17 protein-coding genes are annotated in these 22,910 nt (G+C 57.7%); 9 read left to right on the forward strand and 8 right to left on the reverse strand.

Translation table 11 applies throughout. The features are described from left to right. Positions 1-251: 251 nt before the first annotated feature. Positions 252-1,187 carry a helix-turn-helix domain-containing GNAT family N-acetyltransferase gene (locus EQW76_RS19280; protein WP_142831743.1) on the forward strand — a complete coding sequence of 312 codons (936 nt, stop codon included), beginning with the start codon at positions 252-254 and terminating at the stop codon, positions 1,185-1,187. Between the two features lie 335 nt (positions 1,188-1,522). On the opposite strand, the gene EQW76_RS19285 is transcribed toward EQW76_RS19280, so the two are convergent. Then, complete coding sequence (locus EQW76_RS19285) at positions 1,523-2,491, reverse strand: GlxA family transcriptional regulator (protein ID WP_143123070.1); 969 nt, start codon at positions 2,489-2,491, stop codon at positions 1,523-1,525. Positions 2,492-2,722: 231 nt separating this feature from the next. Between EQW76_RS19285 and EQW76_RS19290 the strand changes: the two genes are divergently transcribed. The 6 genes from EQW76_RS19290 to EQW76_RS19315 all read left to right on the forward strand — a co-directional run bounded on the left by EQW76_RS19290 (position 2,723) and on the right by EQW76_RS19315 (position 8,122). Then, entirely contained in the window at positions 2,723-3,406 is a 684-nt protein-coding gene (locus tag EQW76_RS19290; RefSeq protein ID WP_143123071.1) for an HD domain-containing protein, read from the forward strand. A gap of 54 nt (positions 3,407-3,460) precedes the next feature. Continuing rightward, entirely contained in the window at positions 3,461-4,135 is a 675-nt protein-coding gene (locus EQW76_RS19295) for an alpha/beta hydrolase (protein WP_142831740.1), read from the forward strand. A gap of 49 nt (positions 4,136-4,184) precedes the next feature. Further along, entirely contained in the window at positions 4,185-4,988 is an 804-nt protein-coding gene (locus EQW76_RS19300; RefSeq protein ID WP_143123072.1) for an alpha/beta hydrolase, read from the forward strand. Positions 4,989-5,057: 69 nt separating this feature from the next. Next, positions 5,058-5,828 (forward strand): MBL fold metallo-hydrolase, encoded by a 771-nt coding sequence (locus EQW76_RS19305; protein ID WP_142831738.1) that lies wholly within the window; start codon positions 5,058-5,060, stop codon positions 5,826-5,828. 748 nt (positions 5,829-6,576) lie between these two features. Beyond that, positions 6,577-6,927 carry a hypothetical protein gene (locus EQW76_RS19310; protein ID WP_142831737.1) on the forward strand — a complete coding sequence of 117 codons (351 nt, stop codon included), beginning with the start codon at positions 6,577-6,579 and terminating at the stop codon, positions 6,925-6,927. A gap of 442 nt (positions 6,928-7,369) precedes the next feature. Then, complete coding sequence (locus EQW76_RS19315) at positions 7,370-8,122, forward strand: hypothetical protein (RefSeq protein ID WP_142831736.1); 753 nt, start codon at positions 7,370-7,372, stop codon at positions 8,120-8,122. 225 nt (positions 8,123-8,347) lie between these two features. On the opposite strand, the gene EQW76_RS19320 is transcribed toward EQW76_RS19315, so the two are convergent. The 3 genes from EQW76_RS19320 to EQW76_RS19330 form a co-directional block, all read right to left on the reverse strand. Beyond that, complete coding sequence (locus tag EQW76_RS19320) at positions 8,348-10,777, reverse strand: GGDEF domain-containing phosphodiesterase (RefSeq protein WP_142831735.1); 2,430 nt, start codon at positions 10,775-10,777, stop codon at positions 8,348-8,350. A 1,042-nt stretch (positions 10,778-11,819) separates the two neighbouring features. Beyond that, a complete protein-coding gene (locus EQW76_RS19325; RefSeq protein WP_142831734.1) occupies positions 11,820-12,080 on the reverse strand; it encodes a hypothetical protein in 261 nt (86 codons plus the stop codon). A gap of 114 nt (positions 12,081-12,194) precedes the next feature. Beyond that, positions 12,195-12,818, reverse strand: a complete 624-nt coding sequence (locus tag EQW76_RS19330) for a DUF433 domain-containing protein (RefSeq protein ID WP_142831747.1) — start codon at positions 12,816-12,818, stop codon at positions 12,195-12,197. A 291-nt stretch (positions 12,819-13,109) separates the two neighbouring features. On the opposite strand from EQW76_RS19330, the gene EQW76_RS19335 reads away from it, so the two are divergent. Next, positions 13,110-15,707, forward strand: coding sequence for a heavy metal translocating P-type ATPase (locus tag EQW76_RS19335; RefSeq protein WP_162854788.1), 2,598 nt, complete (start codon positions 13,110-13,112; stop codon positions 15,705-15,707). 190 nt (positions 15,708-15,897) lie between these two features. On the opposite strand, the gene EQW76_RS19340 is transcribed toward EQW76_RS19335, so the two are convergent. Genes EQW76_RS19340 through EQW76_RS19355 form a run of 4 tightly spaced genes read right to left on the reverse strand, consistent with a single transcriptional unit; the run spans position 15,898 to position 19,565 of the window. Continuing rightward, on the reverse strand, positions 15,898-16,674 hold the full coding sequence (locus tag EQW76_RS19340) for a VWA domain-containing protein (RefSeq protein ID WP_142831733.1): 777 nt from the start codon (positions 16,672-16,674) through the stop codon (positions 15,898-15,900). Continuing rightward, positions 16,671-17,675: a hypothetical protein gene (locus EQW76_RS19345; protein ID WP_142831732.1), complete on the reverse strand. Its 1,005-nt coding sequence runs from the start codon at positions 17,673-17,675 to the stop codon at positions 16,671-16,673. The genes EQW76_RS19340 and EQW76_RS19345 overlap by 4 nt, the downstream gene beginning before the upstream one ends. An 11-nt stretch (positions 17,676-17,686) precedes the next feature. Then, entirely contained in the window at positions 17,687-18,382 is a 696-nt protein-coding gene (locus tag EQW76_RS19350; protein WP_142831731.1) for a TerD family protein, read from the reverse strand. 16 nt (positions 18,383-18,398) lie between these two features. Then, a complete protein-coding gene (locus EQW76_RS19355; protein ID WP_142831730.1) occupies positions 18,399-19,565 on the reverse strand; it encodes a Toxic anion resistance protein (TelA) in 1,167 nt (388 codons plus the stop codon). A 1,298-nt stretch (positions 19,566-20,863) separates the two neighbouring features. On the opposite strand from EQW76_RS19355, the gene EQW76_RS19360 reads away from it, so the two are divergent. After that, the gene (locus tag EQW76_RS19360; protein ID WP_143123073.1) at positions 20,864-22,798 is read left to right on the forward strand and encodes a DUF4139 domain-containing protein; all 1,935 of its coding nucleotides are present in this window, start codon (positions 20,864-20,866) and stop codon (positions 22,796-22,798) included. The last annotated feature ends 112 nt before the right edge of the window (positions 22,799-22,910 follow it).

A 22,910-nucleotide genomic window follows, 5' to 3' on the forward strand; every position in this document is an offset into this window, starting at 1 on the left:
ATTCGGTGTCCGCGACTTACTGAAATCTTTGTCCGGGACTTTGTGAAACCCGCACCGAGCTCTCGACCGGCCGACAAGTTCGATAGACGATTTCATCTGGTCGGCCCCCGAGGTCTTGGTTCGGCCGAGATGGACAGCGACGTCCGTGTGAGCAGACGCACAATAGGTGCACAACTGCAGGGCACGCGATCATTGACAATCGACCCTAGGACGTTACGATAGTTGTATGACGCAACCTTTTGAGTGTGACTATGGTATCCCTTCAGCATTCTGCTCTTGTTGATCCTGTTCGTGCGGCATCACGCGATCTGGTGCGTGAATTGGGTTTTACGGGGGCGTCTTTCGCCGGTACTGAACTCCCTCCGTCTGCGGTGCACGCCTTGATCGAGATTGAGAAAGGAAACGCCACCGCAGTCGAACTCGGCAAAGCTCTCAAGCTGGAAAAGTCGAGCGTGAGCCGCCTGCTGCGCAAGCTGATCGTGTCGCGCATGGTGGGCGAGAATCCTGGAAGAGATGATGGGCGAGTGAAGCTTCTGTCACTGACGCCCTTGGGCAGGGAGCGCGTTGCGGCCATCCATGCGTTTGCGCGGGCGCAAGTGTCGGATGCTCTTGCCCATCTTCGCCCCCAACAGGCCCGCATCGTGCTGGACGGGCTGCGACTTTACGCCGGGGCACTCGGGAAGACCGTGCCCGCTCCAGTCATTGGGATCGCCGCTGGATACCAGCCAGGTCTCATTGCCCGCATCACGCAAATGCACGCCCTCTACTATACCAGGACATCGGGCTTCGGACAGCGGTTCGAGAGCGTCGTGGCGAGTGGTCTCGCTGAGTTCTGTGGCAGACTGGACAATCCGCAAAATGCGATCTGGACAGTTTTGCGAGACGGGGAGATCGTCGGATCGGTCGCAATCGACGGAGAAGATCTGGGGGCGGGCATCGCCCATCTGCGCTGGTTCATCATCGATGATGGCATACGTGGTACCGGCGCCGGGCGAAAGTTGTTGTCTGCAGCACTGGACTTCGTAGACGCTCAGGCATTCGTCGAAACTCATCTTTGGACCTTTGGAGGGCTCGATGCGGCCAGGCATCTTTATGAAGCTTATGGGTTCTCGCTCATAGAGGAGCGGGCCGGCAACCAATGGGGAAGCGAGGTCTGGGAGCAACGCTTTGTCAGGGCGAGACCGTGACGGGAAACAAATGATTTCTGCTCAGGTTGATGGCGGGGCAAAGTTCGCCATGCAACAGGGTCATTTTTTGCACGACAAACCCTGTCGCAATGTGAGGCTCGACGGCAATTCCTGAACGGAGGTTTGTCGTATAAGTTGCTATAGTAGAAATAGTCGATATAAGCGTGCTTCGGGCTCCTCATACTAGGTGTCAGGGTCTTCAGGTGGCGATCGCTCTAGCGGCAGTTAGGACCGAATAGCGAGCGCTGTCGGGGTGTCGCAAGGTTTGTCGCGTTAGTCGCCCTTCATCGCACTCTAGCGACGCGAACCCTGGAGGAAAGTTCAAGTCAATTTTCTTATGACGCAATCCTAAAACTCTCCCTATATCGTAGGGGCGTCACACCGAGCTTGCGCTGGAAAGCACTACGCATCTGATCTGGACTGCCGAAACCGCAGTCGAACGCCACGACCTTGAGCGGATAGTCGGTTGCCTCGAGCAGGCTCCGCGCCTGATCTATTCGAATGCCCTCCACGAAGTCGTGGGGCGTTATATCCATCTCCCGTACGAACATTCGCGCGATGCTGCGCGAGCTGACACCTGCGATCTCAGCAAGCCGCTCGACCGGGAAAGCCTCGCCGAAATGCTCCATGACATAAGCCTGGACCTTGGCCAGTGGCGTGACCGTCTCGCCTGGCGCTCGCAGCAGCGGACTGAACTGGGACTGGCCGCCTTGGCGTTGAGCCACGACGACGAGGCCTTTGGCACATGCCAGCGATACCGCAGATCCGTGATCTTCGCCGACGAGAGCGAGACTAAGGTCTATCCCTGCCGTGACACCTGCCGACGTCACGAGGCGATCGTCACGGGCGTGTATCCGGTCATGCTCCACACGAGCAGTCGGGAACATGGCTGCAAGCTGGGCTGAACATATCCAGTGGGTGGTCACCGTCCGGCCGTCAATAAGACCGGCGTGCCCGAGCGCGAATGTGCCGTTGCATATGGAGCCGTAGCGCTCGGCCTGTGTTCCCCAGTTTTGGAGCCAGGCCGACATAGCGTCGTCTGGCGCTCTACCGGGAAGACCGGGTCCGCCAGCAACCAGCACCGTATTGAATTCGCGACTGGCTTCTTCGTAGTCGAGATCGGGCATCATCCACATGCCGTTCGAACTTTGGACAGGTGTCTTGCTCCCAGCCACCAGCAGGCATCGATAGTGGTCTTCAGCCGGAAGAAACCCATTGGCTGCGGCGAACACATCGAGCGGTCCCGCGACGTCCAACGCCTGAACCCCGTCATGAATGACCACTGCCACCTCCCTTATTGCCATGGCCTACCATCCGATCGCAAATTTTACGCTGAGGCAGGTTATCACACACAGTTGGCAGTTTCTCAATGTCCGCCGTCGTTGCGGTCAGAACGCCCATCTGCGATCAAGGAGGGGCGGAACACAACGCCGCCTCAGCCCTGACAAGGCGTTCAACGAACAAACGATCGCAAGGCTCGCAACCACCCCGATTTTGGGATGGCGGAGGCGTGTCTGCAGGTACGGAGAGAAGACATGGCACAAGGCAAAACGTCGACGATATCAGAAGCACTTTTCTCGAAGCCGGAGATCGACGGGGTCTCGATTCTCGACAGCGCGCTTTGCCGCGCCGTCACCGAGTTCGTCAGGGACACCGAGACCGAACTGTTGTTCAACCATTCAAGCCGCGTCTACTTCTTCGGCGCGATCGCCGGCCAAAAGCGCGGTCTCACAGTCAATCGCGAACTACTCTATGCCGCGACGATGTTCCACGACGTGGGTCTGATGCCATCGCACAGTAGCCCTCACCTACGGTTCGAAGTTGACGGTGCAAACGCTGCCCGCGATTTTCTGACGGCCCACAACGTCGATCCTTCCGATATCGAGAAGGTCTGGACTGGCATCGCCCTGCACACGACACCGGGCGTGCCCGAGTTCATGCACCCCGTCATTGCGCTGACTACGGCGGGTGTCGAGATGGACGTCCTCGGTCTGACCTACGACCAGTATGCCGACGACATCCGCGAAGCCGTAGTCGCCGCGTTTCCGCGCAAACCCGCCTTCAAGGAAGATATCATTCAGGCCTTCTACGACGGCATCAAACATAAACCCGATACGACTTTCGGCAACGTCAAGGCGGACGTCATTGCCGGCAAGGAGCCGCACTTCTGCCGCGGCAATTTCTGCTCCGTCATCCGGTGCTCAGGCTGGAATGCCTGATCGCACCCATCCTCAACCTCAAAATTCATACCCAAATCATCACGGAGAAATACAATGGTTTCCAACGTCATTCTGGTTCACGGCGCATGGGCAGACGGTTCTTGCTGGAACAAGGTCATCCCGCTGCTGGCAGCTACTAATCGCACGGTTACGGCCGTGCAGCTTCCGCTGACAAGCTTCGAACAAGACGTCGCAGCAGTCCGCCGTGCGATTGCACTGGCCGACGGCGAGGTCATACTGGTCGGCCATAGTTATGCCGGCGCAGTCATTGGCGAAGCCGGGAACGATCCGAAGGTGGCGAGCCTTGTCTACGTCGACGCATTCGCGCCCGACGGCGGGGAATCCGCCGGTTCGCTCTTCGCACAGTTCGAAGCAGCGCCGCTGAACGGTGAAATCCGTCCGGACGCGGAAGGCTTCCTGAAACTGACGCAAGTGGGCATTTCGACGCTCTTCGCACAGGACCTCGATGCCGCAGAGCAGGCGCTTCTATATGCCACCCAGGGACCGGTCAACGGTGCAGCGCTTGGCGGGACGCTGACCCAGGCCGCATGGCGCACCCGGCCGACCTACTACCTGATCGGCGACCAGGACATGGCCATCCTGCCCGTGGAACAGGAGCGAATGGCGGCCCGTATGAACGCCACTGTTGCCCATGTCGATGCCAGCCATGTGCCGATGCTTTCGCATCCGGACGTCGTGGCCAACTTCATCCTCAAGGCTGCCGCTTAACCGAAGGCTTCCGCGACGGCGCTCGACCTCAGATAGAAGGACTATTGCAATGGACATCCATTCGAACGGCATACGACTCCATGTCGAGGACCGCGGTGTAGGTGCACCGGCTCTCGTCTTTCTGCACTACTGGGGCGGTTCGTCGCGGACGTGGCGGCACGTCATCGACGCTCTGCCACCCGGCTATCGCACGGTCGCGATAGACCAGCGCGGCTGGGGCGAGTCGGATGCGCCCGATGACGGATACGCCCTGAAAGACCTTGCGAACGATGCCTCTGGTGTGATCGATGTGCTGGGCCTCGATCGATACATCGTGGTGGGACATTCCATGGGCGGCAAGGTTGCGCAGCTTCTTGCCGCCCGCCAGCCAACAGGGCTGGTCGGATTGATACTGGTCGCCCCATCGCCGCCGTCGCCACTCGGCCTGCCGCTGGAAGTGAGAGAGGGGATGGTCGGTGCGTATACAAGCCGCGAGAGCGTCATCGCAACGGTCGAGCAAGTCCTTGCAGGCAGCCCGCTTGATCCTGACGATCTCGTCCGCGTGATCACCGACAGCATGCGCGGCGCTCCGGCCGCCAAGGCGGCGTGGCCGCTCGCCGCCAGCCAGGAGGACATCACGAAGGCTGTTGTCGATGTGACGGTCCCGACGCTGGTAATTTCCGGTGAACTCGATCAGGTTGACCCTCCGTCCGTCCTGCAGAGGGAACTGCTACCGCGCATCCCGCAAGCGACATTGCACATTCTTCCGGGGGTAGGTCACCTTTCTCCGCTGGAAGCGCCGCGGGAGCTGGCCGGATTGATCCGAACCTTTGCTACTGCCATGGCCAAGGTCCCAATCCGTTCGCTGTTTTGATCATGCAGATATTTTCGACCCAGCCGCGTCGACTGTTGGGGCTAGGCAAGCGACCACGAGGATACCACCATGTTCGAAACAGAGATTATCCGCATTCCCATTCTGCCCCTGAAGATGGTCAATGCGCACGTCATTCGCTGCGAGGCCGGGTGCATCCTCGTCGACGCCGGAATACCCGGATCGGAGGGCAAGATCGGCCAGGTTCTCGGCCGGCACGGATTGTCGTTTCGTGACATCAAGCTGATAGTTGTCACCCATGCCCATACGGATCACGCCGGGAGCGCCGCCCGCCTTCGGGCGCTGTCAGGTGCGCCAATCCTCGCGCACGCGGACGATGTCGATTTCTACACCCGCCGGCGTCCCATGACCTACTGTCCGACCGGTCTGGTGGGAAAGCTGTTTTTTAGGACGCCTGCCCCTCATCAGCCCTATGAAGGCTTCGAGCCCGACATGCTGATGACCAACGGCGAGACGGTAAATCTCCTGAACTTTGGCGTCGACGGACTGGTACGCCACACGGCAGGTCACACCGCAGGTTCGATCTCTGTGGAGCTGGGGTCGCAGGACGTCCTGGTCGGAGACCTGCTCGCATCTGGAATTCTCATAGGAGGCGTGGCGTTCACGGGCCGTGCGATACGTCCGCCTTTCGAAGACGATCCACACGCAGTGGCCCGAGAATTAAACCGTATGGTAGAGGGCGGGAAGAGGCGCTTTTATATGGGCCATGGCGGCCCGCTTGGACCAGAGGAAGTTTTGCGCCATACAAAACGACTGTCGCATACTGCATCTCAATGCGGCCAGCATGGCAACTGCAATCATACCCGCCTAGAAGGGCTATAGTGATGAGGTTGCTTCAAGGTAGCGTGTCTAGCGCAGCGCAGTCAGGCTGTAAATCGGCTAGGGGTCCCGATGCCGATACGCATGATAAAACGCTTGTTATTCCTCACGTTGATAGGGTCATTTCTGGGCTCTGACTCACACCGGAGGATAGACAACCTAAAAGGGTGACGGCGATCGATAGGGGAAAATCCCTGATGCGGACGCTCTTGCGGACAGCGGTTGCGACAACCCGCAAAGTCAGGGCAGCGATCTGATGCTGCCTCAACGTCTCAACGTCTCAATCAGCGTGATCGTCAGTCACAATTTGCCATGCCTGCACGTCTTAGGTGTGTGTTTCGTCTGTCGGCCTCGGCAGATCTTAAATGGACGATGCTCTTCCATGTTAAACAAGAGAGCTTTGCCGACGCGTTGGCACCCTGCCTGGCGCTATGAGACGGAGAGCGCGGGACGAGGGTTGACGACATTTGCAACCCGGCGCGAAACAATTTCGACGTTATCAGTCTTCAGCGGCATCGGAGATCGGGTTCGTGACTGCGAATGACGTCAAGACTAATTGGCAACGGCCGTTCGATTTGTGAACAGTTGTATCATCGAGTAATATTTGGTTAACTATAGGGCGAATAAGGGCCGGCGCTCTTATTGGTCCGCTTAGTATTAGCTGCTAGAAAAATACTCGAGCTTGCATCGTCGTTTTTAGCAGGATACGCCTGTATCTTGTCGACACCATCTTTGATACACAAGGACAGTTATGAGCGCCTGTTTTAAAGCCGGCAGGAACGTCGACATTGAATTGCGACTGATCTCCTATGCGGACGCTGCCCATGTCGATCGCGTCGACTATCAGCTGTCCGAGGATTCGCGAGAGGCGGTGGCGACGTTCAGGTGTGAGAGCTTTGGAGACTGCGTGGTATTCCTGGAGCTGAGCGACGAGGCCTTGGTTACGGAAAGCGATTTGGCGACCATGGCCATGCTTGCCAATGCGGAGCTCGAGAGGATCGTCTGCGACAGCGGTTATGGCGCGGTGTTCGATATCATAAGACAGAGCTCTCCCGTAACAGTCCCGGATCGTTTCAGGATCGAATACAAGCAGTTTCAATAGGTCGCCGTACCTTTCCCACAGTTTGCCGGAATTTCCGTTCCGTCGAAAAAGCATGTCAAAAGATTGGCGGTGTGAAGACCGCGACTGCCATCTCGCTTTGCCAATGTTGGCGGGTCTGGTATTGAATGGTATCCAACTCGGCCACATCAACGTTCCCGGTACATAGGGCGCACGTCTATTCCGTCGCGCGACAACCAGAGTGTGAAACTGGTGGAAGCCCGCACGGCTCGCAGCCCTCGTTTTGCTGTTGCCGCCCGTTCACTGCGAAACCAGCAGAAATGCAAGCCATCGACGCCGGCGGCCAACCTAAAGTTGCGTGGCGAGGGGCTCGCGGCCCTTTGCAAATTAACCATATTGTGAACGGTGGAGGCGATCGATCGCGACGAGGATTGTTATGATTTTAATAAATCGTTAGGATCTTTTGGGGGCAAAGGAAAAGACGATGACGGTGCGCAATAAATCTTTACACCCTCTGGCTGCCACGACAAGCTTTGCGGCTCAAGGACTTGCCGCACTCAATCGGATTGAATACCGACGCGTCGTCGCCGGTAACGATCTCGAAGAGATTTTCCGCCTGCGATACAACGCCTATCGGCGCGAAGAACTGATCGAGTCCGATGCGTCCCATCAGAGCGCGGACGCCTATGACAGTTCGCCGAATGCCCAGATTTTCGGCCTCTATTTCGAGGATCGTCTCGCGAGCTCGCTTCGCATTCATTTCGCGACACCCACAGAGCGAACTTGTCCAACGAATTCGCATTTTCCCGGCGCTCTGGATTCCCATTTTGACAGAGGTTTCAAATTTATCGATTCCAGTCGCTTTTGCGCCGATTCATACCTGTCCGGTATCCTTCCATTTCTGCCCTTCATGACGATACGGCTGACGGCGATGGCATGCATCTTTTTCGACGCAGACTTCACGCTGTCCGTTATTCGTCCGGAGCATGCAGGCTTTTATAAGCGTTACTACGGCATGAAAAAATGGAGAGGCAGCCAGAAGGTCGACTGGTTCGCCCATGAAGTGGATCTCTACGCCAATGGAAAACTCGAAAACAGCGATTCCATCCTGAGTCGACTTCCTTTCTTCAGATCCCTGAGCTCAGAACGCAAACGCCTTTTCAGCACGCCGCCGGAGGGTGTGGAATCCGTTTCGGTCATTCCGTCGGCTGAAGCCGCAATTTTGATCGCGCGTTAGATCTTTCGTTCCAACATTGCCTGCGACACCCGTTAACCGCACAGGTCGGTTTTTTTGTTCTAACAGGCAAATCGCGTCATCGTGGATGCCCCGATATCGTGTCTGACAAAAGGTCAATCGGACGCAATATAAGGCTTTTTATGCCGCCTTTGACCGGACCTCTCTTCGCTCAATCATGGCAGGCGAGTGCGTGCATCTGAGCAAATACGACCACCGATGGCGGCATCAAGGCTTTTTGATCCGAACAACTTTCTTTCCCGTCTGCCCTTTGTCAATCGCCAGGAGTTCATCTATGCGCGCATTGATGTCGTCGTTCACCATCGGCCGCCCAAACAAATAGCCCTGAATGAGATCGACATTGGACATCTGTATAATATTAAGCTGCTCGAGCGTCTCCACCCCTTCAACCACGATCCCGAACCCAAGGGATTTGGTAAAGGTGACCATCGAGGTGAAAAACGTTCTGGCACGCTGATCCGTGACAATGTTCTCGACAAACGACCGATCTATTTTCAGTTTATCAAGTGGCATGTCGTTGATGAGCGCCAGGTTGGAATACCCAGTTCCGAAATCATCAATGGCGATCCTGATCCCCATATCTTGCAGATTGCGCAGGACGCCTGCGGCTTGGCCGCGGTCCTTTACGAAAACGCTTTCTGTCACCTCTATTTGCAGTCGATGCGGGTCAAGTTTCGCACTGGTAAGCGCAATTTTTATGACGTCGAGTATCCTGTGGTTGGCAAGGTCAACGGCGCTCAGGTTGACCGACACGCATATGGTCGGGTCGTGCCACCCGGCGCAATCCCTGCAGGCACGGTTCATCATGGACACTGTCAGCTCGTGAATAAACCCGTATTGCTCGGCGATGGGAATAAATCGCGCCGGCACGATGCTACCGAGTTCCGGGTGGTGCCAGCGCGCCAACGCCTCACAGCAGACCAGCCTGGCGCCGTCGGGCGTGTACATTGGCTGGTAGACTGGCGTGATGTAACCCTCGCGCAGGGCGATCCTGAAGTCATCCTTCAGCTTCTGTTCCTTGTGATACTCTGCAGCCATCGCCTCATCGAATTGCAACCAGCCGATATCAGGCTCTTTCTTGGCTGTCAGAAGCGCGACATCGGCCTTTTTCATAGCATCTTCGAGGACGAACGAGTCCTTTCTACAGATGACCACGCCGCCCGAACATTTGATATCAAGCTTGCTCACGCGCTGCATGACGACACCGTCATCATTGTCGCCATCGTCCGCAATTTCATAACGGCGGCAAAGTCGCGTGAAGATTTTGTCTAGCTCCTCCTTGATATGGCGCTCATCCTTGAGGCCCAAAATCGCGATCATGAATTCGTCGCCGCCCCAGCGCCCGCGCAGCATGCGCTCGGTCTCGAGCGCGTTGATCGCCTGGCCAACACTGCGAATGGCGGCGTCGCCCGTCGCGTGGCCAAAATTGTCATTGATGAGCTTGAACTTGTTGATATCGAGTTGCCCGATGGCGATCAATTCTTCATCGCCCATCCCTTGCACGGCTTCGTTGATCTGTTCGATCAGGTAACGGCGGTTTGGCAGCCCGGACAGGTGGTCGAAGTTCGCATTGAGCCTGGCTCTCTCATAGGCCTCGACCCTCAGTGTTACGTCCTCGCAAATAAGGACAGCACCGCCAATGGCCTCATCCTCTTTCGGGGTTCTCGTGGGTAGTTTGTTGACGGTCAACTGGATATGCTTGTCACCGATGTTGACCGTCTTTGAGGCCGAGTCGCCACCCATGAGGTCGCCAATTGCCGCCCTTAACTCGGACGCTTCGCCACGGGTCAGTTGATTGCTGACCATGCCAAGGGTGACCAGTCGCAAAAGGCGCGTCCTGTTGGCCACAACCGCCGCCTGGTCCGGGATGCCAAACATTCTTGCGGCCTTGAAGTTCATGATGGAGACCTTGTCGTTGTCGTCGATCATGATGAGGCCGCCAGGCATATAGTTCAGAGCCGCTTCGAACAGCTTCCGAAAAGCATTGGCGTGATGAAGGTTGGTCAAACTGCTGTACAGGATTCCACGGACCTGGCGCGCCATCTGGCGTGCAATCAGCATGACGGGAAGGAGCAGAAGGGCCGTGACGACCATGATTTTATCATTCGCCAAGACACCCTTGAGTGCCAAAGTTAACATCATGGGCGCGCAGGTGATGAAGACGAGAGCGTCGATGTTAAACTTGTCGCCGAAGTTCTTGCCGACCACCGAGTTCAATGTCCCGAGCGCCAGACCAATTGCAGCGAGCGTGGCAAGGGAACCGGGATCGATCCAGACGGTAAAACAGGAGATAAAAGCCAGGCAAAGGGCCGTGGAGCAGGAACCGATGATATAGCGGGCTCTCCAGATACGGATCTGGGCGTCCGTGACCTCATACCCGCGTTTGCGGGCCATCTGCCTATTGAAGTTGGACGAGTCCCACATCCGCACGGCGAGAATGAGAGTTAGGACAGCGATCAGATATAGGAATTCGCTGCGGCCAAGGTTGAAGTAGCCGAGCAGACAGACCGCGCATTGCGAAACCCAGCCCGTGACCAGCGTCTCTGTCTGCATGAAAAGTGTGTCGACGAAAGACTTTTTAATAGACGGCGGAAGGGTTTCTTGCGCGAAGAGTGTTTTCAATCTCGTGGCTTTCACCTGGATCACCTAACGACAGTAGTATTGCCCGTTTACCATCTGCAAAATTTATCCAAGAGATATGAAATATTCAGCACTCACGCAAAGGGAAACCCCCACTGCGCGATGTTACTTTGTACATCGTTAATAGAACCTGTGGCGTGAAGCTTTACTGCGCAGGCGTCCCATGCCGCTGTACGGAACTGGCACTGCTGGTTCGCACGTTTTCCTCACGGTGCCACACGTACTTGTCCGGAGCTAATTGTGTGTCCTCACATTGCTCGTCCTCGCAATGCGAGCATAGCCGAGGATCCGTTGCGGCATCGACTGGTTGTTGGTGTCTAATGGTGTCTGTTGGCTCACCGTCGTGCGTCCTCCCATCAGCCCTATAGTTTTCTGTATAAACAATGAGCGTCAGTAACCCCGCTGTTCCAAGTGCGTTTTAGGACCTTCACAGAAAGCTTTCTGCGGCAAAGCGCCTTCGTCGTGCGGCCGAAGAGGCAGAGAGCGTAAAAATCGCTCGCTACCCATGATTTCCGCTCAGGTCGGTCGCGGGGCAAAGTTCGCCATGCAACAGGGTCATTTTTTGCACGACAAACCCTGTCGCAATGTGAGGCTCGACGGCAATTCCTGAACGGAGGTTTGTCGTATAGGTTGCTATAGTAGGAATAGTCGATATAAGCGTCCCTCGGGTTCCGGATACTAGGTGTCAGGGTCTTGAGAAAGCCGAAATTGAGAGCTACGGCGTTTATCTAAAAGATAAATCGCGTTCACCGAGTCCTGGCGGCAACAAGCGCGCCTGGCACCAACACGTCATGGTGATCGCCGGAGAGAAATATTCTTTTCTAGCAGCATGGTCGGGCAAACTTGTATTCAAAGGCGAAACTGTAAACCTCGAGTGGGACTGGTATGAAACCCATAATCGTGCGTTACGCATTTCGGTAAGGTTTTTTGATATAAGGCAGCCAGATCAGAGAGACAGTTGCGTCACGAGGACCCTTACCCCTTGGTCGGGATGCCTATCGATCTCTTCAGGATTGGCGGACTGTGGCGGAGGCTGCGCTCAGACTTTCGGAAGCGAATAGCAGGTGAGCACCGCGCTGTCTTCGCCCTCAATGGTCACTTCGATGACTTCGTTGACGAAGTCCTGCCCCACGACGAATTCTTCCAGAATGAGCGCGAACAATTCCTGTTGTAGGGCCGGTAGGACCTGCGGAACAATGATCACCAAGCCCGCATGAAACTCTTCTTTTGCATAGAGCTTGCGAAAGTCGCGAGTGTTGTTCGTTACGAATGTGAAATCCTCGGCCACGATCCGCGGCATTATCCCAGTCCGTTTCGCCGCTCAAACCCAGCCAGTTGACAGGGGAGCAGTCGTGGCCGGCACTTTGGGCCACGGCAACGAGCGACGTGTGAAGGCATTCGTCGATCATAAATTTCACGATGCCGAGCCGGACGAATTGGAAGTCGTCCCAACACGCAAACGCTTTGTGGATGTCGCCTTCAATCCGAGTTCAGACAGCTTTCGCGGCCGTCCCCTTGCCGGATGGGCGGCAGCCCAGATTTCAGCAGACTCAACCATTCCTGGGCTGAGAGACGGATAGCCTTCAAGAATTTCCGATGTACTAGCCCCCTGAGCTTTCATCGCGGCGATCATTCTCACTGGAATGCGGGTCCCTTTGTAAACTGGCTCTCCACCCATGACTCCCTTGACGATTTGTATCACCTGCTCTGCCTGCCTCAGTGATTCAGCCCGTGCTGCTAACTGTTTACGGGCGCGCGCAACATCCACGATGAGATAGTCGTCCGCCCGTACCGTATCCGCGTCGGGGTTCTGTTCGATGGTGTCGAACAGTCGTTTGCGGCGCTCGGCAGATAGGATTGACCCTACCCCATACCAAAGCTTCAGCCGCAACAGATCGTCATTATTGAGCGTACGCCCTTCGCCCCCGATAAACTGCGCAATGATTTGCTTGTCGATCGCGTTGTGCACCGACTTCACTGCGATCTCGCTCAGAGCTGCAGCTTCAGTCGGCGTATAGGCGCGTGAAACAGCCATAATCATTCTCCTTTTGGAGAAGGATATGATGCGACGAATGCTGGTGGTAAAGCCCTCATATTCGAGTTTTCTGCAATCTCTTTTCAATCACTCATCCAAGGCCAGGAGGCGATGGATTGGCACCTTTTGGCGATAGTGATGCGGAGTTGGAAGTGAGCGATGCTGATGGGTTCAATTCGAAATGCCCCTCGGGATAAGGGGTATCAGTCTTTCGCATCGATTGGCCAGATTTTCCCTTGCACCTCTAGTCGCTAGAGGTCGTAGAACTCTCACGGTGATAGTGAGGATTCCGAGATGAGCGATTTGCTGCAGACGAAATTTCGGGTCGGGGGCATGGACTGTGCGTCTTGCGCCACCAAGATCGATACGGCCGTGAGGCGTATCCCCGGCGTCACCGACGTGTCCGTCTCGGTCACTGCCGGAACGATGACGGTCAAACACGACGACACCAGCGATCTCGACGCGATTCCAAAGAAACTGTTCGGTCTCGGCTACAAAGCGACACCTATTCCGACGAAGTCCAAACCAGTCGCTGCGGAACCCGTCTATGCCCATGGTTCGGACTGCGCGCACGACCATCAACATGCCGACTCCCACGACCACTCGGACCATGACCATCACCACGATCATTCTGGTCATAATCATGCCGACGATGGCTATGGACCTGACCAGAACGCACCGCCACAGGACACGGCGCCCGGAACCCTGCAGGCCCGCTTTCGGATTGGCGGCATGGACTGTGCATCCTGCGCGGCAAAGATCGACACGGCTGTCAGGCGCATAGACGATATCGAGGACGTGTCCGTCTCGGTCACCTCGGGGACGATGACGGTGAAGCATCGCCAGTCCGCGGACATGAAAGCCGTCGAGAAGCAGGTCTCAGGTCTCGGCTATTCGATTGTCCCCATCCTCAAGGCGGCGCCGTCAGCGAGCCAGAGCGGCCCCCATTCGGGCCATGATCACGGATCCGCTTCGTCGGGTGCGGAGATCGAAGGCCTTCATGGCCACGACCATAATCCGACCGAAGGCCCATGGTGGAACAGCAAGAAAGGCCGTCTGACCATCATGGCGGGTGCAGCGCTTGTCGTTGCCTACGGCATCGGTCATCTGTTCCCGGCCATCGCGACCTACGCCTTCATCGTCGCCATGCTGGTCGGCCTCGTTCCGATCGCCCGCCGGGCCTTCATGGCGGCACGTGCGGGAACCCCATTCTCGATTGAGATGCTCATGACGATCGCCGCTATCGGCGCAGTGATCATCAACGCCACCGAGGAGGCTGCGGCGGTCGTCTTTCTGTTCTTGATCGGTGAACTGCTAGAGGGAGTTGCCGCAGGCAAGGCGCGCGACAGCATCAAATCCCTCACGGCGCTCGTGCCTAAAACGGCGCTGCTGGAGGAGGGCGGGAAGATCCGCGAAGTTCCGGCCGAGACCCTTGCGGTAGGTTCCATCATCTTGGTTCGCCCCGGCGACCGTATCTCTGCCGACGGAATCATCGTTGCAGGAGAGAGCTCGATAGACGAAGCCCCTGTCACAGGGGAGAGCGTGCCGGTCCGCAAGGTCGTCAATGACACCGTCTTCGCAGGCACCGTCAACGGCGACGCGGCACTCCGCGTGAGGGTCACGGCCGCTGCCGCCGACAACACCATCGCCCGCGTCGTGCGGCTGGTGGAGGAGGCCCAGGAATCAAAGGCTCCGACCGAACGCTTCATCGACCGCTTTTCACGCTACTACACGCCGGGTGTCGTCCTCGTGGCCGCATTGGTGGCCGTCGTTCCTCCGCTCGTCGGGGGCGGTGTCTGGAGCGAGTGGGTCTACAAGGGCCTTGCGGTCCTCCTCATCGGGTGCCCTTGTGCGCTGGTTATCTCGACTCCGGCTGCGATTGCCGCATCGCTGTCTTCCGGCGCGCGACGCGGCCTGCTTCTCAAGGGCGGAGCCGTTCTCGAAGGACTCGGCAAACTCACTGCGATCGCCTTTGACAAAACGGGTACACTCACAGAAGGCAAACCCAAGGTAACCGACGTGGTGCCTTTCGGCCGAAAGGTCGATGAGGTCTTGCGCTACGCCGCCGCGCTCGAGATCGGGTCGAGCCATCCGCTCGCTGTCGCCATTCTCGACAAGGCGAAGGAGGACGGCATCGACGTTCCAGTCGCGACCGACGCGAAGGCGCTCGGCGGAAAGGGCGTGACCGCCGTGATAAATGGGGTCGAGGTCTTCTTCGGCTCGTCGAAGGCAGCAGCCGAGCGGGTCACGATGCCGATGGCGCATTCGAAGGCGATCACGTTGCTCAACGACGAGGGAAAGACCGTCTCCGTACTTTTGATAGGCGACGTTCTCGCAGGTGCCATCGCCATGCGCGACGAACCGCGTGCCGACGCCGTAACGGGCCTCAAGGCTTTGACCGACGCTGGCATCAAGACGGTCATGCTGACGGGCGATAACAAGCGGACGGCCACGGCCATCGGCGCACAGCTCGGCATAGAGGTCCGCGCTGAGCTGATGCCCGAGGACAAGCAGCGGATCGTCGGCGAACTGAAGAAGGAAGGCTACGTCGTCGGCAAGATCGGCGATGGCATCAACGATGCTCCTGCGCTGGCGGCAGCCGACGTTGGGATCGCGATGGGCGGCGGAACGGACGTCGCACTTGAGACCGCCGATGCTGCCGTGCTGCATGGCAGGGTGGGCGACGTTGCCCTTATGATTGACCTTTCCAAGCGGACCATGCGCAATATCTTCCAGAACATCACCATTGCCCTCGGATTGAAGGTGGTTTTCCTTGTGACCACAATTCTCGGCATTACAGGCCTGTGGCCAGCGATCCTTGCCGACACGGGAGCGACCGTTCTCGTAACCCTGAACGCTCTGCGCCTGCTGCGTCCGATCCGGGAAGTGTGATGCACAGAAAGGCCGGGTCCGGCGGCATCGTCCTGGTCACCGCGTTGATCTAGTTCAGCCTTTTCGGTGTGATTGCTGTGTGGAAGGACTGACATCCGCACTCATCGATCACGAGACCCGGCCGCCGTGCCGGGTTCGGTGCACTTTCTCCGGCCCGTCAGCCATCTGACGGGCCGCGACGGTTTTGAGATCAGTGATGGTCGTCCTCGCCCTCATGCTCATGCTTGAGCCATGAGCACAGCTCGGCGGGCAATAGCTTCTCATAGGCGTCGTCTCCGCCGATGAATTCCCCAAGGTCCCTGGCGCTGACGAAGCCAACGTTTGGAAATTCCTTCGCGGCTTCCCGCAGGAACACGAAGTCCTCGTCCCCGATGCCGACCATCACGTAGTAGATCTGCGATTCAGCATGCTCTGCCTCCGAAAGCAGCCGCCAGGCCTTGTCGTGGTCCGAATTCACGCCGTCCGTCAGGAAGTAGTTGATCGCCGGAATGCCTGACCGCGTCTCCTCGCCGAAGCTGTCCCGCTTCTGCCCGAAGATCATTCCTAGCAGCCCTCCGGCGTTTCGCTCCTTGAGCAGACCGTATGCCATGAGGTTGGAACGGATGACGGGTTCGTAATCGGTGCCGCCCCAAAGAATGCGCTGCAGGGCGGGATTTCCGGTTATCTCCCTTTCGACGTACCCGTCGTAGGTCGAAGCCGTTACCGGCGTAAGCGACGCCGTCTTTTCATCGTTAGAAAACACCCATGTGTCGATGCGGCCGTCTTCGTCGAAGTAAAGCGCTACCGGGAGGACGCGCTCGAGCGCAGACTGGACCACACCTGTCTCATAAAGACCCTTCATCGAACCGGAAACGTCGATATTCAGTCCAACCTGCGCGGGAATGCGATCGTGTATTCCCTGCTTTTCAAGCACGAAGCCGACCCTCCGAATCTCTTCTTCGGGCTTCTCGAGTCTGAATGTCGTCATGTTCCATGCCTCCGTGTCAGCGTGTTCACAAGTTTCTCGTAAAGGCTTCGAATGGGCGACGTGTCAAAGGACCGGCCCTCCGATCTGGCAATCAGCGCGGCAGCGCATGCGGTCTGCCAGACGGGCAGGTCGCTGTCGACCATGTCCTGCCCAAATGTCCGTGCGCCGCCAATCGTGGAAATGATCGCTTGCAGGACGCGTCCGCCAAGGGCTACCGATGACGCGGTCGATGCAAGCGACGCGAGCCTCGTCTCCAGCGCGTCCTTCTGTGACAGGCGATGCACCGCAGCTTCGGGGTCGGGCAGCAGATGTTCTGAGATGTGTCGCGTCAGAAACCTGCCAGCAAGGAGGTGAGCGTCCAGTCCGACACCGAGCGTGATCCATCTTTTCATCAGAAGGTTCGCCCGACGTTCGAATTCGTCGAACTCTTGACCACGCTCCTTGATCTGGCGGGCGGTCTGCAAAACTGCTGCCGAACGTTGCTGAAAGCGTTCGAGTTCGGCGGACCGGGAGAGCGCCGCCTTCATGCCACCGATCAGGCCTCGATCCCGATCGAATAGGGATGCCGGATTGAGTTGGGAAAGTTGTGCGAGGAGGTCGGAGGAGAGACGCTTCGCCTCCTCGAGGCGTGCGTCGCCTGCCAATGCAAGCTGGTCCTCGGCAAGCCTCCCATGCTCCTCTTGCAGAGGCGCACCGAAACGCACGACGTCGTCAAATTCGTGATCGTCGAAGTTAACCGCATCGACGACTCTCTTGGCCTGCCGCAGAACCGGGTCGGATACCGCCGGATCGAGGGTACGAAGTTCATCGATGGAGCATGATATCCTGAGCCTGACGATGCCGCCCCCGACGATCCGCGGACCGTCGTCGAGGGTGCGGGGAACTCTTGCTGCGCCGAACGGTATCATCGGACCCGAAGCAGGCTTCGGCGCGGGTCGCACCGAGTCCCGACCGAACGGCACCCTCGGGCCTGAGCGAGCATCATCGTCGGCCGGGGGCACGCGAGCCACCTTTAGGCCAGATAGGCGTTGATGACTTCGCCCAGCCCGGCGTTCGAGCCCGCTCCGACCGCGTGGAACTTCCACGACCCGTCACCCTGCTTCAGGAAGGAGGCTACCTGTATGGTCGTCATCCCTGCGAATTCCGACGTGAGCTGATAGCGGCAGAGTTCGTCGTCCATCGCGTCGCACACCTCGATATAGGCGTTCTTTACCTTGCCGAAGTCCTGTCTCTTGCGCTCCGCGTCGTGGATCGTCGACCAGACGGCCAGTTCGGCGACCTCGGCCGGGAGATCGCCGAGCACAATCTTGAACTCCTCGCGGAAGCCTTCGCCGTGGTGGCCTTCCTTCTTGTCGCCGTCATCATCGTCATGCTTCGCGGGACTCCCACCGCGGCCTGTCCGATCGTCGCGCTCGTGCCACATCGATCCGTCTTCGGTCTGGAAGGAGCCGTCGGGGTTCTTCTTCAGCGAACCTTCGACGTTCGACGGGCCGCGCACGAAAGCGTAGCAAAGCGCATGCGAGCCGTCGTTGTAGAGACGCGCGCGCGAAGGATCACCGCCCGGATGCACGAGGGCGAAGCAATGGACGTCAAGGTCGAAGGCAGGGGCGGAGCCCTCCGGCGGATCCCAGACAAGACCGGAGTGAACCAGCTCCATTGCTTTTTCTATTTGAAAAGACTGCCCCTTCGAGAGGTTGAACGTGGCCATTCATGCTCCGCTTTCTTCAGATCGGTCTGTCGGTGACGAGCGCGCGCGCCTGCTCGAGCTTCGAGCGCGCCTCGGCAAATCTTTGTTTGTTCTTGTCTCCCTCGGCGACGACCTTGTCGGCGATCGCGCGAAGACGCTGCGCCGTGCCCAGCACCAGCTCTGCATCCTCCAGACGGTTCTCGCCGGACGCGCGGGCGGCGTTCACCGAAACGTCCTCGAGGACGTTCATACCGTATTTCTGAAGCGAAGACCTGAGTTGGCGGCGCATGTCGTTCATCTGCTGGATCGATTGCATCTGGAAAAGAACATGGAGCCGGATGAGGACGGACTTGATGTCGTTGAATTCCGCATTCGCCGCAGAGACCGTCTCCGCCAGTGTTGCCAGTGCCGCCCCACGGGCAATCCCGATCGAGTCTAGGTCGGCGGGTGCCTTGGCGTAGGCAGTCTCGAGAACGAGGAGGCGGTTGCGGAAGATGTCGAGCTTCTGGGCATGATCTCTCGCCGTCTGGACGAGAAGAGGGTCGCCTGTTGCAGCTTCGCGGGTCAGCCGGTCCAAGTTGGCCTCGGCCGTCTCGACAATCCTGCGTCCCGCCGTCACGAAAACGCCCAGCGCTATGATCGATTCCCTGTAGGCATCCGCGAGCTGGCTCATGCGGGAGACTTCGCCAACGAGCTTAGCGCTCTCCTCTTCAACCTTCGCCTCCATGGGCTTTACCAGGTCGGAGAGGGACTTCGCCTTACTCTGAAGCATCCCGCGGACCTCGTCCGACACCCGCTTCAACCTCTCTGCGGGATCCCCAAGGCCTATGGCGTTGAGGAGCCTCTCGATGAAGCCGCCCTTGAGCTTTTCACGGATGTCTGCCTCCAGGGTCTCGAGATCGGCCCCCTTGACCCCGTCGCGGATCGTCCGGAACAGTTCGAAGAGTACGGGAGACTGCGCCTTTGTGATCTGATCGAGGATCGCGTCGAGCTTGGCGCCGAACCCCAAGACCGCCTCCTGGCCGAACGTCACAAGGGTGCTGGCCTCCATCGCATCCAAGGCAGACCGGTCCGCGATGACTTCGGCCTCGGCCACCCGTTCCGCGGGAAGCGTCACCTTGACGGTGGCAAGCGGCCAGCCTGCCGGGAATGCGATCTGGTTCTGCGTGCCTGTCGCTGTTGGAAGGTCGTCGGAAATGGCCATATGCTCCTATGGGCTGGTCGCAGAATGTAACGGAGGAGGGCCTAGGAGGCAATGATCTTAGCCGGGCTAGCCATCACGCGCTGGACGAGAAGCAGACTGCGGACGCGTTTGGGAGGAGAATTATCAGCGCAGCGAGGCTGCTACTACTCGTAAGGCAATCTCGTGGTTCGAGGCGCGCAGGCGCCGATCATCGTATATTCGTTCACAATGGTCACCGGCGTCTTGATAACTGCAAATTCGCTGCAACACACTTTTTGTTATTTCTCGTAACTAAAACGAATCCAAACGGGGCGGCGGTTCAGACCCTTTAAAGACCTTTTTTTTGAACAGTAGAGTTCACGGATCACAATTTTTCAAGGCAAATCTCCGCGGCGACGCCATAGCGTCAAAGCCGTTCCTTCGTTTGAGCGCGACGACCTTCCGGCCGCTGCCAAATTTGTATTGTCGGGGACGATGTCGCGGCTATGCGCCATACTCCAAACCGACTTCATTATAAATGTGGTATTACACCGCGTGAATAATACCGAAAAAGCGCCCAACCGCTTAACAGCATGATGGTCAATATGGCCACGAGCAGCACCCTCCTGTTTTGGCTAATCCTATGATCAGCGGACATTTGAAACCTGTGACAATACGGGCAGACTGCAAGGTAATCAGAGATTTCTCGTTCGCAGTTATCGCAACTCTTCATCGAAGGGGCCTCCTCTTGCGGAAGGATGGGTGAGCGAACCGCCAGCGGAACAGTCTTGAACTTGGGGCGGCACCGCAAGATATAAGCTATAGGGTGATCAAACGCATAAGCTCTCTTTGCATCCCGAAGTCACCGTTGGCATCTCCTCAGTTGGCCTTGTGGATCCTCGTCAATCGAGTGAGCCTTGAGATAGGACACTATACGGTGAACCTTCGGGAGATCCAGCTGTGTGGGCGACGTTGATCTGAGCTATGATGGAAAGGATGTGGATGCAGGATGCCGCGAGTCTTCTGCCTGACCACGACGCTTCTATTCCTGATGGCAACGGCCCAAGGAGGCGAGAAGCAGGCAGGTCAGCGATGCGAGCACGGACATTGGTGAGCCGGGCCTTGCGATCCTAGCTCGTTCAGCCGTACAGGAAGTTACTACATTGAGTGGCCGATGGTTTAGATTGCATGAGGTGCTTCGATATATGAACCATCTGCCGATGAGTTCGGCTATCCACCCCAAATTTGCTACAATTATCCTAAACTCAGAGGTTGATCAGATCGTAAGTGCGCCCGTGGATTGCTAAAGGGCGCTTGCGGTGAATTTGTGGGGAGAATTCATGTCTGTTTCGATCGCGACTTTGTCAGCGTTTTTCCTGTCCCTCGCAGCCTCAACCGCATTTGCCGGGACCAGCGACCCGGTCAAGTCCGTCACCCTATCTTCTGGCGGCTTGGCAGAGATCGTTCGTTCTGCCACCGTCGGTCAGAATGCCTGGATCAACATCGACGTCCCGCTGGACCAGGTTGACGACATCCTCAAGAGCATCATCGTTCGCGACAACAAAGGCCACGTCAAGAGCTTGTCCCTGGCTGGCCCTACTCCGGTCGATGAGACCTTTAAAACGCTGCCGTTCAAGCCATCCGACCTGACGTCCCTGCCGGCACTGTTAAATTCGATCCACGGCAGTCGCATCCAGGCCGGTGAGCAGCAAGGTGTTGTGCTCGGCGTTACTGAAATCCCAGGCAATGCCCAGACGCAACTGAGTTGGCAGCTGTCATTCCTGCGCGACGACGGCGCGATCTCGATGGTCCCGATTCCGGGAACCCAGATCACGATCATCGATCCGGCCATTCAGGAAAAGCTCAAAAGCGCGATGGCCGTCATCTCGAAAGCAAGCGCCGATAATGCTCGGACTATCAGTATCCAGCTGGACGGACCGGCGAGCCGCAATGTCTATATTTCCTATGTCGTTCCCGCTCCGATCTGGAAGACATCCTACAGGTTGGTTCCCGGCCAGGATGGTACAGTCCGGCTGCAGGCGTGGGCCATCTTCGAGAATGCCTCGGGCGAAGACTGGAATGGCGTCGGAATCACCCTGTCATCCGGCAAGCCGGTCACGCTGAGGCAGCGGCTGCATAGCCTGTTTTGGAAGCAGCGCACGGAGGTATCCGTCGACACCACCTCTGTGGCCGTCTATCAGGCCATGGCGGCCAAACCACTGGCCAGGAAAAGTATTCCAGCGATGGCCATAGCGGCACCGCCTCCGGCGCCAATGATGGAAAAGAGCAGCGACGCCTCGATGGCAGAACCGGCTGATCCCGTCCTGACGGAGGAGGGCTCTGTCACCTCGACCTTCGCGCTCGCGGGCACTTACGACGTCAGGAATGGCGACACGCTGTCCGTTCCGATCCTGCACCAAGGCGTGAAGGCGGAGATGGTGTCACTTTACCAGGCTGAAGCGGGGGGTGAGCACCCGACCGCCGCCGCCATGATCGACAACGACAGCGGCATCAGCCTGCCTCCGGGCATCGTGACCGTTTATGACGGCAAACAAGGATATGTCGGTGACGCTAAGACCATGGGACTGCCGACAGGGCAGAAGCAGGCCGTCAGCTTCGCACTCGACCAGAAGGTCTCCATCACTTCACAACCCCGGTCCGAAACGACGATCACCCAGATCAAGGTGGCCGATGGCATCATCAAAACCTCGTCGATGACCCGCGAGGATACGGTCTACAGGATCGTGGGTGCCAGTGACGCATCAAGAGTTGTGCTGATCGAGCAAATCAAGCGGCCGGGCTGGACCTTCAAAGCGGACGGCATGACTGATGACACATCCACAAAGGACCGCATCAAGACGGTTGTGAAGGCAGGAGAAACCAAAGTGGTGACGTCCACGCTGTCAATCGTCAATCAGGAAAGCTTTGCCTTGGCGGATGCTGGATCGGATGAATTGACCCAGTGGCAGGACGCAGCCATCGACCCTGCGATGCGGGAAAAACTCGATGACCTCGTGAAGGCGAAGGCTGCGCAGGATGCGGCAAGGAAGACGCTTGAGGAACTGAACCAGCAGTTCGCGCTGGTTGAGGCGGATCAGCAGCGGGCCAGGTCCAATCTGCAATCGGTTGGCAGCGGCGACACCAAGACAAGGTTCGAGAAGCTGCTGAACGGAACGGAGGACAAGCTGGAGAAGATCGAGCTAGCTCGGGCTGAACAGCGAAAAGTCGCCCAAACCGCAGACGCGAAGGTTGCGGCCATTATCAGATCATTTTGAAAATGTCTGGGGTGCACCGTTCGGATCCCATCAAGCGCACACATTCAGATAGGCCTGACATCCCATCCTTTAGGAAAGACCGTACCAGGCGCCGCGGCCGGCACCGTGCAGG

This window comes from Rhizobium sp. rho-13.1, assembly GCF_007000305.1.
GTDB classification, from domain to species: domain Bacteria; phylum Pseudomonadota; class Alphaproteobacteria; order Rhizobiales; family Rhizobiaceae; genus Rhizobium; species Rhizobium rhododendri.